We start from the raw sequence: 12,014 nt of genomic DNA on the forward strand, positions 1-12,014 counted from the left end.
GGTTTTGGTTGCGGCGGAGCGCGGTGACAATCCCCACGGCCTGCCCTGAGGACCTCCTCTGCGGGTGCCGGGCGGGGCGCCCCCGCGGTCGCGGAGGCACTGCATAGGGTTGTCGCCATGCCACTGCGACCCGTCATGGTGAACATCAAAGCGCTTGATCCGTCGGCGGTCGGCCGGTTCTGGGGAGAGGCGCTCGGCTGGAGTGTCCGGGAACCCGGTGTGACCACTTACGTCGGGCCCGGCGGCGACTTCGTCTGGCCGCACCCGGTCGCCCTCGGGATCGATCTCGTCCCCGTCCCCGACCCCAAATCAACAACCAAGAACCGAGTGCACCTGGATCTCGCGACCACCTCCGCGGCGCATCAGACGGAGTTGGTCGCACGTCTGACGGCCCTCGGCGCGAGGCCGGTCCACGTGGGCCAGGGCGATGTGCCGTGGACCGTCCTCGCCGATCCGGAGGGCAATGAGTTCTGTGTGCTGGAGCCCCGGGAGACCTACCGCGACACCGGGCCGATCGCCGCTGTGGTGGTCGACTGCTCGGATCCCCGCGCCATGGCCCGGTTCTGGGGCCGGGCGGTCGACTGGACCGTCCACTCGGTGACGGATGACCAAGCCGTGTTGCGTTCCGCCGGAGGTGTCGGCCCGTACCTCGAATTCCTCCGCACACCGGACGTGAAGACCGTGCCGGACCGCGTCCACCTCGACCTGCTGCCGTACCCCGGTGACGACACGGCAGCGGAGGTGGCCCGGGTACGGGCCCTCGGCGCCACGGATCTCGACGTCGGCCAGGGGGACGTCCCGTGGACGTGCCTGGCCGACCCGGAGGGCCACGAGTTCTGTGTCCTGGCGCCTCCTGACACGACACCCTGACGCCGTCCCGCCACCGGGGCCCGCGTACACGCGGGACCACGGGGGTCGCAGGAGGGACACAGTCACTGTCACCCTCACCGTCACGGCCGGTCTGCCGCGATGAGGCGTCGCAACGCGGCGTGTGCGGGCGGCCCCCAGGTGGGTTTGCCGCCGGGACGGCCCCGCACGCCGGCCTCTCCGATGAGAGCGCAGGAGAGGGCTTTCAACACCGCCCAGCCACGGGCGCGGCGCCGCGTCGCCGCGTCCGCGCCCGGCCGGTAGCCGTCATGGAAACGGTCGACGGCGCCGTCCGGCAGCAGTAGCCACGCCCCGGCGAGGTCGCAGGCCGGATCGCCCGCGAAGAGGTCGCCGAAGTCGATGACGCCGCAGAGAGTACCGTCCGCGGTGAGGACGTTGGCCGGATGCAGATCACCGTGGAGCCACACGAGCGGCCCCGCCCATTCGGGCGCCGCGACGGCGTCTTCCCAGACGGAACGGACGGCGTCCGGATCGGTGACCAAACCCAACTCGGTGGCCGAGGCCAGCGCTTGGGCGAACCCCTGGGTCTGGCCGGCCAGCGGCCCGCCACGGTCACGGCCCATCGGCGCACCCTCGGGGGCGGCCCGATGAAGGGCCGTCAGGAATCCGGCGAGGGTGGCTGCCGCCTCGGGGTCTGTGGCTGGGGCCTGGTCGGCGGGTGTTCCCGGCACCCAGGTGGTGACGATCCACGGCCGTGGAAAGAGCTCGGAGGGCTCGCCGAGGTACTGCGGTACGGGAACCGGGAGAGGCAGGTGTGGGGCGAGGGCGGGTATCCAGGTGTGCTCTTTACGCAGCAGCGCGTCCGCGGACCGCGTCGCCCAGGGCAGCCGGACGGCGAGCTCGTCGCCGACGCGCCACAGCTGGTTGTCCCAGCCCCGAGCGCCGAGCCGCACCGGGTGGTCGGCCAGGTCGGGACGCTGCTCACGCAGCAGATCACGGACCAGCTCCGCGGTGACGTCCATTCTGGTGTCGTTCATGCGTGCCGACGATAGCCGCACCCGGACACACCGTTCGAGGACGGCGTGCCCGCCGCCAGGGGGCCGGCGGCGGTGTGCGCCGCCGGCCCGGAGGGTCACCTCTGCTCGTGGCCGGGCAAGTTGGTCAGCCTGAACCGGACCACACCGTCCCCGGCCTCGACGGCGCTGGTGTCGTACTGCTCGAACCCGGCCTTCTCCAGCACGCGCACGGAGGCGGGGTTGGACAGTTCGACCCCTGCGACCACGGTGTGGACGCCGGGCGCGGTCAGGGCGAACGCGGAGAGCGCCCGGGTGGCCTCGGTGGCGTAACCCCGGCCCCGCCGGGAGGCGACGACGCCGTACCCGATCTCGACGACTCCCTCGGCGGGCGGCCAGAACAGTCCGATCGAGCCGACGACGAGGCCGCTGTCCCGTTCGACGATCAACCGGTGACCGTACGCATCGAGCCAGGCCGGGTTTTCACCGAAGAGACCCGCGATGACGCGGTCGCCGTCGGCGGGGAAGTCCTCGGCCCAGTCCTTCGGATGGACGGTCTCGTCGAGAACGGCCGCGGCGTCTGCCGTGGTCCAAGCGCGGAGCGCGAGCCGGTCGCTGGCGAGCTCGCTGAAGCCATGGGAAGTGGCGGTATGCACGGATGTCTCCTGGTCATGGTGGACGGTCCGTCCCGCGTCGCGTCAGCGGGTGGACCGGAAAAGGGCATGCTGAGAACGGCCGTTGACGGCCATATTCATCAACCTCCCGAATCCGTGCCCGCGTTCGCGCGCCATCCGCGCCGACGTGACGGTAACAGACGTGCACCGAGGAGACCCCTTGATTTCTTACTCGTACATCTGTTTGATTCCTGTGGCTCCAGGCACCTCCCTGGCCCTCCGGGACACAGGCCCCCGAACATGTCGCGGGAACCCCACGACAAGCTCAGTCTGGACCTATGGACCAAAGTCTGGACCTACGCAGAGCGGGCCCGGCGAACGCGGCGCGTCGGGTGCTGCTGCTCCCGGGCGGCATGTGCACCGCCGAGTTCTTCGCGGACGTGATGGGCCAGGCGGCGCCGGCCGAAGCGGGACTGGGCATGGTGGCGGCCACCTTGCCGGGGTTCGGCCGGACCACGCCACCGGCCGACCTGTCGATGGAGAACTACGCACGGCTGATGGGTGAGCTGGCAGCCACGGAGGGCTGCCAGGTGGTGGTGGGGCACAGTCTGGGCGCGAACGTCGCCATCGAGATGGCCGCCCTCGGTGTCTCCCCCGGCCCCCTGGTCCTTCTGTCACCGACGTTCTCGCGGGCGGACGAGGCCAAGTTCCTCGGGGTCCTGGACCAGGTGGGACGGGTGCCCGCGCTGGGGCCCCTGGCCTGGACGGCCATGCTGAAGGCGCTGCCCCCGATGATGAAGAAGGAGATGCTGAAGGGAGACATCCCCGAGGACCGCGCGGAGACGCTGGCGGCGGACCTGGGCAACAACGATCCGGAGTTCTGCCGCCATGTCACCCGGCACTACTACGAGTACCTCGCCCGGCACCCCTCACTGGTGGCCCGTCTGCACGCGTCGGGAGTGCGCTCCTGGGTCGTACGCGGCGACCGCGACGACATCGGCCTGAAGGACGAGGAGCGCCGGCAACTGGAGGCGGACCCGCAGATCACGATGGTGACGATCGCGGACGCGGGGCACGCGGTACTGGTGGAGCAGCCGGCACGGGTGGCCGAGGTGATCGTCGAGGCGGCGGAGTCGGTCCGGGGCTGACCCCGCGACCGCTGCCCGCGGACGCGGCCGGGTGGGAGCGGCACCAAGCCACCCCCACCCCGCCTCCTCAGCTCTCGTCCGAGGCCGTCATCAGTACTTGGTCAGCACGGGCTGAGCCAGTACACCCAGCCCCAGGGGGCGTGGCGGTCCTCGCTGTAACCACCGGGCGAGGTCCAGCCCAGGTTGCCGTTGACGTCGTAGAACCTGGCGTACAGGGTCGAGCGCTGGTTGTTGATCCAGGAGCCGGTCCCGGACCAGTAGATACGGTTCAGGTGGTTGCAGGTGAAGAGGATCATCTCGTCACCCGCGAAGTCCTCGCCGCTGTAGGCACAGACGTAGGTGTACGCGCAGTTGGCCGCCGCACCGCTGGGGGCGTACGGTGCGGCCAGATCGCGGGCTCGCTGCTCCCCGGGCAGGGCGAGCAGCAGAACGCCGTTGTCCAGGGCGATCTTGTTGGCCCCGATCTGCGTACCGTGCGTCTTCGCGAGGTAGCCGTCGACGCGGTTCTGGAGGCTCTTCGCCTGGGGGCCGCTCAGCCCGGCGCTTCTGGCCTGGGCCGAGAAGTCTCCGTGTCCGCCGCTGCCGGCTCCTTGTGCCGCGCCGGCGACGCTGGGGGCGGCCACGAGCGCGAGGATGGCCATGACCAGCGCCATTAATGCCTTACGTATACGCATATGTGCTCCTTCCGGTCTCGATGGCCGCCCGAAACCCGCAGGGGCGACCGGGAGTACTGCGTGGTGCGGCAAGGCGGGCGGGCGCCGGTGGGGGGCAGTACGTCGTTCGGCACTCCGTCCACCGGGAGCCTTCGTCGTGAGCCAATTGGCCGCAAGCGCGAACCGCGGCCCCGCAGGTCAGCCCGGGTGGAGAGGAGGACAATGGGGGTTGTCCGCCGGACAATCCCCCGGCAGTGGCGGGCATGCACTCCCGGGGGAGGCCGGGGGTGTCGAGCGGCACTCCCCCGGGTACTCGTGACGCGCCCGGACACCTTGGAAATCCCGGAGCAGAGCAGTACGGCTGTCACCGGGCGCCGCCGGAAGACGGCCGACGGCCTCGTTCCGGCCGCGCCCCGCACCGAAGGGAAACCCCTGATGAGCTCCCGCACCCCACGCCAGCGTCAGGCACACGGCACAGGTGCCGACCTGCTCGCCATCTACCTCAACGATCACCTGCTCGGTGCCACCGTCGGTGTCGAGCGGGCCCGCTATCTGGCCGAGGAATGCACGGACCCGGAGGTCACCAAGAGCCTGGAGCCCATCGCCAAGGAGATCGCCGAGGACCGGAAGAGCCTGGTGGGCATCATGCGGCGGCTCGACATCCCCGTACGCCGCTACAAGGTCTACGCGGGACGGCTGGCCGAACGGGTGGGACGGCTGAAGAGCAACGGCGGCCTGGTACGCCGGTCCCCCCTGACCACCCTGGTGGAACTGGAGTTCCTGCGTCTCGGGGTGGAGGGCAAGGCCGCCGCCTGGCAGACCCTGCGCGAGCTCACCGACAGCGAGGAGCGTCTCGACGGGCAGCAGCTCAACGTCTTGACCGATCGAGCGACACGTCAGCTGAGCACGCTGGAAGAGTTGCGCCGTCGCCAGGCGAGGAAGGTGTTCACCGACAACTGAGCGCGGAAGCGGCGGAGCGCGAGAGGTGACTCGCCCGGAGAGAGGATGCGGGGCCGGCACGACGTCCGCGGTCTCATCTGCGTCGGCACCGACCAGGTGTGATCCAGATCGCACGGCCTTCTTCTCCTTCTGCGGCAACCCCGGTGGCCACGGCGGCAACTGAGGGGGCGACAGAGCAGTACTCCGCTTCCATTTCCGCACAAGGAACACCACCCCATGCGCCCTTCCTCGCACCGCCGCCTCACCGGCCGCCGTCGCATCGCCCTGCTCTCCACCGGACTCGTCACGGCGGCGGGTCTCGGCTTCCTGCCGTTCGCCATGCAGGCCGACGCGGGGGCCGTCGACCTCGCGCACGCCGGCCTGGCCGCCAAGGACGGCTGGGCGTCGAGCGGTTCCGGCACCACGGGCGGACAGGCCGCCGACGCGGCCCACGACATCACCGTCACCACCCGGGCCGAACTGGTCAAGGCGCTCCGCGCGGGCCCGTCCGGCGCCCCCAGGATCATCCGGGTGAAGGGCCGCATCAACGCCAACACCGATGACCAGGACCGTCCGTTGACCTGCGCCGACTACGCCAAGGGCACGGGCTACTCGCTCGCCGCCTACCTCAAGGCCTACGACCCCTCGGTGTGGGGGCGGTCCAAGCGGCCGTCCGGCGCGCAGGAGTCCGCCCGGGCCGTGGCGCAGGCGCGGCAGGCCGAGCGGGTGGGCCTCGCCGTGCCCTCGAACACCACGGTCATCGGCGTACCCGGCACCGACGCGGGCATCAACGGCGGCAGCCTGCTGGTCCAGAAGGCGGACAACGTCATCGTCCGCAACCTGACCTTCGCCGACACCCGTGACTGCTTCCCCCAGTGGGACCCCAAGGACGGCTCCGAGGGCAACTGGAACTCCGCCTACGACGCCGTCACCCTGCGAGGGGCGACGCACGTGTGGGCCGACCACAACACGTTCACCGACAGCCCGCACTTCGACGCGTCGAACCCGCGCTACTACGGCCGCGAGTACCAGGTCCACGACGGTGCTCTCGACATCACCAACGCCTCGGACCTGGTGACCGTCTCGTACAACCGCTTCACCGACCACGACAAGACCATGCTCATCGGCAGCAGCGACAAGGACACGAAGCTGCGCGTCACCCTGCACCACAACGTCTTCCAGGGCATCGTGCAGCGCGCGCCGCTGGCCCGGGTCGGGCAGGTCCACCTCTACAACAACCACTTCGACACGACCGCGCGCGACGGCTACACCCACAGCTACAGCGTGAACGCGCGGGCCGGCGTCCAGATCGTGGCGCAGAACAACTACTGGACCCTGTCCTCGGACCGCAAGGCCTCCCAGCTTCTGTCGGGCGACGGGACGGGCGCCTTCGCCGGCAGCGGGAACATGGTCAACGGCTCGGTCACCGACCTCGTCGCGGTCCACAACGCCTCGAACAGCAAGAAGATCAAGTCCGAAGTGAAGTGGCAGCCCGTCCTGTCCGCCGGGCTGGAGTCGTCCGCGGCCGGCCTGCCCACCTCCCTGACGCACCGCGCGGGTTCGGGCGTCCTGAAGTGATCCGTCGCCCCGGTGCCCGGGCGTTATGACGCCGCCCGGGCACCGGGGCGGGCCCGCGCGGAGAAAGCGGTCCCCGCATGACATGGAGAGAGCTGACCGAATGCTTGGTATGCTCACCGGCCCCGTCACCAACGACGGGCACGAACACCGGCGCTGGCTCGGGCCGAGCACGGGCACACCCCACGGAGACTTCGGCATGGCCCTTGATGACGCATCCGCGGAGTTCCACGACTTCTTCGAGCGTCACCATGCCGAACTGGCGCGTCTCGCGTACCTGTTGACCGGCGAGGCGGACACCGCCGACGACCTGGCGGCCGACGCCTTCGTCGCGCTCTGGCACCGCTGGGACCGTGTCCGGGGCGCCGACCACCCGGTGGCCTACGCGCGCGGCGTGGTCACCAACATGGCGCGCGCCCGCATCCGTGCCCTCACCCGTGAACGGCGCCGGATCCACCTCTTCTGGGCAACCCTCCCCGGCCGCGCGCACCACCCGGACGTGGACGCGGTCGTGGACGTGCGCCGCGCGCTGGCCCGACTGCCGTTCCGCAAGCGTGCCTGCGTCGTCCTTCGCCACGCCCTGGACCTGTCGGAGAAGGACACCGCCCTCGCCCTCGGGACGTCCGTCGGTACTGTGAAGAGCCAGACCTCCAAGGGCATGGCCGAGCTGCAGCGCATCCTGGGGGCGCAGGCCGCCGAGGAACTGAGCGGAACGAGGAACTGATGGAGGACCTGAAGCGCCGGCTGCGGGACGCGGCGGCGGCTCACGAGCCCGACCGGGACGGTATGTTGTCCCGCGTCCACCAGGGCATCGCTCCCGGTCCCCGTCCCCGGCGCCGGGCCGCAGGGCCGCTTTCCTGGCCCCGTGTCACCCTCGCCACGGTCGCCGCGACGGCAGCGCTCGCGGGGGGCGGATTCGCGATCGCCGGCATCGTCCACGGCGGCGGTCCCGGACGCGAGGTCGCCACGGTCCCGGCGGCGCCCTCTCCCCCGTCCACCCCGGACCGCACCCCTCAGTCCTCCGCCCCGGCCGCGCCCTCTCCCCCGTCCACGCCGGACCGTACCCCTCACTCCTCCGCCCCGGCCGCGCCTCCCCGTTCGCAGGACGGGCCGCTGCGGTCCGAGGCGGTCGTCGACCCGCACGCCAACGCCTACTGGGCCCAGAGCAACGTCACCTTCCACACCGGTGTGTCCCTGGGCGCGCTCACGGTGGAGGTCCGCATCGCCCAGACGGGCGGTGTGGCCTCCACCGGCGCGTGGCGGACCCTGCCCGCCCAGGACTTCACCCTGACCACCGTCGACGGGGAGGGCGCCCTCATCTACCGGTGGACCCTCAAGCCGGGCCGGACCGTCCCACCGGGACAACATGTCTTCGCCGTGCAGTACAACCACGCCCCCGGCCGGCGAGCGGTGACCGCCGACGTCTACACCGCCTCGGCCACCACGTCGAAGGGGAAGCCGTACACCGTCACGGGAAAGTTCCGCCCGGCGCCGGCCGCGAAGGGCTGAAGCGGCCGGGAACGCGGTGTGCCGTCACGCCGGGGGCAGGGAGCCCGGGAGTCGCGCGAGGGCGCGGCTGCCGGGCTCCTTGCTCTTCCTTGCGGTTACGGGGTCCAGTCGCCGAGCCACTCCGCGACCTGCTGGTTCGCGGCCTGGGCGTCGGTCAGGATGGGCCGGTCGGCGCTCTTGGGACCGGCGCCGGGACCGGTGTTCGCGTACTCGGCGAACCGGTCCTCCTTCCAGGAGAAGCCGCCCATGTCGCTCCAGGGAGTCCGCTTGATCGCGGCGCTGAGGCGTGAGTCGCGGACGGTGGTCTGGGGGTCGACGGTCTTGTCACCGCCGGGGTGCCAGTTCCGGCCGAGGGCGAAGGAGGACGCGGTGACATCACCGTTGACCGTGGAGCGGTTGATCAGGATGCCGTGGCGGCCCGCCGGGGTGCTCGGGGCGGTGATGTACCCGGCCGAGCTGCCGTTCCAGCGCTTCTTGAGGGTGATGACCGACTGGTCGACCACGGCGGTGGCACGGCCGAAGATGAAGTCGACGTTGCCGACGATGTAGGAGCGGGTGACGTACACGCGCCCGGGCTTGTCCTTCGCCGCGGTCTCCATCTCCAGGGTGTCCTGGTCGCCGGTGACGATGAGGCCGTCCAGCACGATCCGGTCCGCGGTCGTGAGCAGGGCCACAGCCTGGTGGTCCTTGAGGGACTGGTGCGAGGCCTCGTCGAAGTCGTTGGAGACGGTGAGGTTGCGCAACTGGGAGTCGTCCGCGCGCACGGCGACGGTGGCACTGCCCGGAGTGCCGTACGTGCCCGAACCGTCCGGCTTGCGCATACCGGCCGCGTTGCCGTACACGATCACCGTGTCCTTGCGGCTCTTGCCCGAGCCCTGGATGGTCAGGTGCGGCTTGTTCGCCGGAACGTCGACCGTCTCGCGGTACGTACCCGGCTTGACCGAGATGACCACCCGGGAGGAGTTGCCGGCGGGTACGGCGTCCACCGCGGCCTGGACCGTCCTGTACTGGCCGGTGCCGTCCTTGGCGACGGTGAGGGTCCTGGTGGCCGCGGCGGCGTTCGTGGCCGTCCCGCCCAGGGAACTCCTCGGGCCGGCTCCGGACTTCACCAGCGCGGGCACGTTGCCGGCCGCGTCCGCGGTGTAGCGGTAGTACGTCTTCGGGTCGAAGGCCGTACCGCCGCCGCTCTCGTTGCGCCCGCTCGTGCCGGAGAAGATGTTGCCGCGCTGGACGAGGGCGGCGCCGGAGTCCTTGATGACGGGGTTGTTCATGCCCTGGAAGTAGGAGTTCTCCAGCACCATCCGCGTCCTGCCGCGGGCGTAGTTGCCGTAGGAGGACTTGATGGCGGTGCCGGGGACGTCTTCCAGGAAGTTGTTGTAGAGGTGCGCGTGGGCGGCGTTGTCCGTCGACGGGTTGCGCTGCTCGGTCTCGCGGATCCAGTTGTGGTGGACCGTGATGTCGGTGACGACGTTCGGGGTCCATCCGATGCCGAAGGCCTTGTTGGCGTTGCTGAGCCTGTTCCAGGACACCGTCACGTAGGTGCTGTCCTTGCGGACGTCGATCAGTCCGTCGGCGGTGTGCCGCAGGTCGTTGTGGTCGATCCACACATGGTGGGCGCCATCCATCTGGACGGCGTCGAAGTCGTGCTTCTTGTCGTTCCAGACGCCCTGGTAGGAGTCCCCGATCGTCAGGTTGCGGATGATGACGTTGTGCACGCCCTGGCCGAGGAAGAAGCCGCCGCCGAGGATGCGTCCCAGCGTCCCGGAGCCGATGATCGTCTTGTGCGAGGCGACCTTGATCTCCTTGCCGACGGGGGCCATGTCGATCGTGCCGGCGACGACGATGACGTACGGCTCCGGGGCGGTGGCATACCTTTCGAGGTCGGCGAGCGTCCTGACGGTGACGGTCCTGCCGTCACGGCCGCCGTAGGTGCCGTTCTGGCCGAGCGCGTTGACGGAGGCGAACCCGTCGGCGGCGGCGGTCGCCCACGTCGGGGCCTCCGCCGCCGCGGCCTTCTCCTCGTGGCCCAGCCCCAGTCCGAACACGGACCCGTACGCCAGGACGCCGGACGCGGCCAGCGCCAGCGGCACGCCGATGACCAGCGCCTTGTGCGGTCTGCGGTGACGGGACGTGCGGCGGGTCGAACTCATAGGTGGTTTCCATTCCGTGCGGAGTAACGATCGGTACCTGGTTGCCGCCGCGGTGCGAATGGTTGCCGTGCTCGCCGAGAAAAGTCGAAAGGCCGTCAGATCGTCAGGTCGTCAGTCGCGGTGCGCGCGCGGGGGTCGGCCGGCCCGGAGCGAGCCGTGACCCTCCGCTGGCGCACATACCCGGTCGCGGCCAGCGCGAGGGCCAGCCCGCCGGTGAAGTACACCTGGACCCGCGTCCCCGAGTCGACGCCCATCAGGACCAGGACGCCCACCACCCCGGCGAGAGCCACCCAGGTCAGATACGGGAAGCCCCACATCCGCACCGCGAGCTTCTCCGGAGCTTCGCGCTCCAGGCGGCGCCGCAGCACCAGTTGGGACACCGCGATGAAACCCCACACGATCAGTACGACCCCGCCGACCATGTTGAGCAGCCAGGCGAAGACCGTGGTGGGCCACCAGTACGACAGGAGCACGGCGAAGAAGCCGAACGCGCACGACACGAGGACCGCGGCGCGCGGGACCCCGCCGGAGAGCCTGCCGAGGAAGGCGGGCCCCTGGCCGCGTGAGACCAGTGAGTGGGCCATCCGGGAGGAGCCGTAGATGTTGGCGTTCATCGCGGACAGCAGCGCGACGAGGATGACGGCCTCCATGATGCGCGCGCCGCCGGGGACGCCGAGCCGGTCCAGGACGGCGGCGTACGGGCCGGAGCCGGTGACCGCCGGGTCGTGCCATGGGACGAGGGTGACGATGGCCAGCATGGAGCCCACGTAGACGATGGCGATCCGCCACATGGTCGTCCTCACCGCCCTGGCGACGCCGCGCACCGGGTCGTCGGACTCGGCAGCCGCGATGGTCACCGTCTCCAGGCCGCCGTAGGCGACGACGGAGGCGAGCAGTCCGACGAGCAGTCCGCCGACGCCGGTGGGCAGGAACCCGCCGTCGTGCAGGAGGTGTGCCGTGCCGGGGGAACGGGTGCCGGGCAGCAGGCCCAGGACCGCCAGTACGCACAGGACGAGGAAGAGCGCGATGGCGCCGATCTTGAGGGCGGCGAACCAGAACTCGAACTCGCCGAAGTTCGACACGGCGGCCAGGTTGGCGCCGCAGAAGAGCGCCATGAAGACCAGCACCCACAGCCAGGACGGGGTGCCCGGGAACCAGCCCTGCATGATGTGGGCGGCGCCGATCGCCTCGATCCCGACGCCCACGACGAGCAGGGTCCAGAACATCCAGCCGGCGGTGAATCCGGCCCAGGGACCGATCGCGCGGTCGGCGTGCACGGAGAACGATCCGGAGGCCGGGTCGGCCGCGGACATCTCGCCGAGCATGCGCATCACGCACATCACCAGCACGCCGGACACGGCGTAGGCCAGCACGATCGAGGGTCCGGCGGCGGCGATCCCGGCGCCGGAGCCGACGAAGAGCCCGGCCCCGATGACGCCACCGAGGGCGATCATCGAAAGGTGCCGCTGTTTGAGCCCGTTGGAGAGCGGTGTGTCCTGGCTGTGCTCGTTCCGAAGTGGGGAGGGGGAGGTGAGGGTGCGGCTCATGACGGAGAAAGCCTGTCCAGTTGCTGAGATCGAAGTAC

Annotated in this window: 11 protein-coding genes; 6 read left to right on the plus strand and 5 right to left on the minus strand. The window is 70.5% G+C overall.

What is annotated here, in order from left to right:
- Window positions 1-117 precede the first annotated feature (117 nt).
- A complete protein-coding gene (locus tag ACZ5ID_RS10065; protein ID WP_468895386.1) occupies window positions 118-870 on the plus strand; it encodes a VOC family protein in 753 nt (250 codons plus the stop codon).
- 80 nt (window positions 871-950) lie between these two features.
- On the opposite strand, the gene ACZ5ID_RS10070 is transcribed toward ACZ5ID_RS10065, so the two are convergent.
- The gene (locus tag ACZ5ID_RS10070) at window positions 951-1,865 is read right to left on the minus strand and encodes an aminoglycoside phosphotransferase family protein (RefSeq protein ID WP_468895389.1); all 915 of its coding nucleotides are present in this window, start codon (window positions 1,863-1,865) and stop codon (window positions 951-953) included.
- A 95-nt stretch (window positions 1,866-1,960) separates the two neighbouring features.
- Complete coding sequence (locus tag ACZ5ID_RS10075) at window positions 1,961-2,497, minus strand: GNAT family N-acetyltransferase (protein ID WP_468895392.1); 537 nt, start codon at window positions 2,495-2,497, stop codon at window positions 1,961-1,963.
- 296 nt (window positions 2,498-2,793) lie between these two features.
- Between ACZ5ID_RS10075 and ACZ5ID_RS10080 the strand changes: the two genes are divergently transcribed.
- Window positions 2,794-3,603, plus strand: coding sequence for an alpha/beta fold hydrolase (locus tag ACZ5ID_RS10080; RefSeq protein ID WP_468895395.1), 810 nt, complete (start codon window positions 2,794-2,796; stop codon window positions 3,601-3,603).
- A gap of 101 nt (window positions 3,604-3,704) precedes the next feature.
- Here the strand turns inward: ACZ5ID_RS10080 and ACZ5ID_RS10085 are convergent, their stop codons facing one another.
- Complete coding sequence (locus ACZ5ID_RS10085) at window positions 3,705-4,277, minus strand: peptidase inhibitor family I36 protein (RefSeq protein WP_468895398.1); 573 nt, start codon at window positions 4,275-4,277, stop codon at window positions 3,705-3,707.
- A gap of 414 nt (window positions 4,278-4,691) precedes the next feature.
- On the opposite strand from ACZ5ID_RS10085, the gene ACZ5ID_RS10090 reads away from it, so the two are divergent.
- From ACZ5ID_RS10090 to ACZ5ID_RS10105, 4 genes are all read left to right on the plus strand, one after another.
- Window positions 4,692-5,216, plus strand: coding sequence for a hypothetical protein (locus tag ACZ5ID_RS10090; RefSeq protein ID WP_468895401.1), 525 nt, complete (start codon window positions 4,692-4,694; stop codon window positions 5,214-5,216).
- A gap of 216 nt (window positions 5,217-5,432) precedes the next feature.
- The gene (locus tag ACZ5ID_RS10095) at window positions 5,433-6,773 is read left to right on the plus strand and encodes a pectate lyase family protein (RefSeq protein WP_468895404.1); all 1,341 of its coding nucleotides are present in this window, start codon (window positions 5,433-5,435) and stop codon (window positions 6,771-6,773) included.
- Window positions 6,774-6,969: 196 nt separating this feature from the next.
- Window positions 6,970-7,494, plus strand: coding sequence for a SigE family RNA polymerase sigma factor (locus ACZ5ID_RS10100; RefSeq protein ID WP_468896167.1), 525 nt, complete (start codon window positions 6,970-6,972; stop codon window positions 7,492-7,494).
- Window positions 7,494-8,279, plus strand: coding sequence for a hypothetical protein (locus ACZ5ID_RS10105; protein ID WP_468895407.1), 786 nt, complete (start codon window positions 7,494-7,496; stop codon window positions 8,277-8,279). Before ACZ5ID_RS10100 ends, ACZ5ID_RS10105 begins: the two co-directional genes overlap by 1 nt.
- A gap of 95 nt (window positions 8,280-8,374) precedes the next feature.
- Here the strand turns inward: ACZ5ID_RS10105 and ACZ5ID_RS10110 are convergent, their stop codons facing one another.
- Together ACZ5ID_RS10110 and ACZ5ID_RS10115 are read right to left on the minus strand one after the other, a co-directional pair.
- Window positions 8,375-10,429 (minus strand): pectinesterase family protein, encoded by a 2,055-nt coding sequence (locus ACZ5ID_RS10110; protein ID WP_468895409.1) that lies wholly within the window; start codon window positions 10,427-10,429, stop codon window positions 8,375-8,377.
- Between the two features lie 95 nt (window positions 10,430-10,524).
- Window positions 10,525-11,976 (minus strand): amino acid permease, encoded by a 1,452-nt coding sequence (locus ACZ5ID_RS10115; protein ID WP_468895412.1) that lies wholly within the window; start codon window positions 11,974-11,976, stop codon window positions 10,525-10,527.
- Window positions 11,977-12,014: the final 38 nt, after the last annotated feature.

The sequence above is a fragment of the Streptomyces sp. NPDC031670 genome (assembly GCF_055580545.1).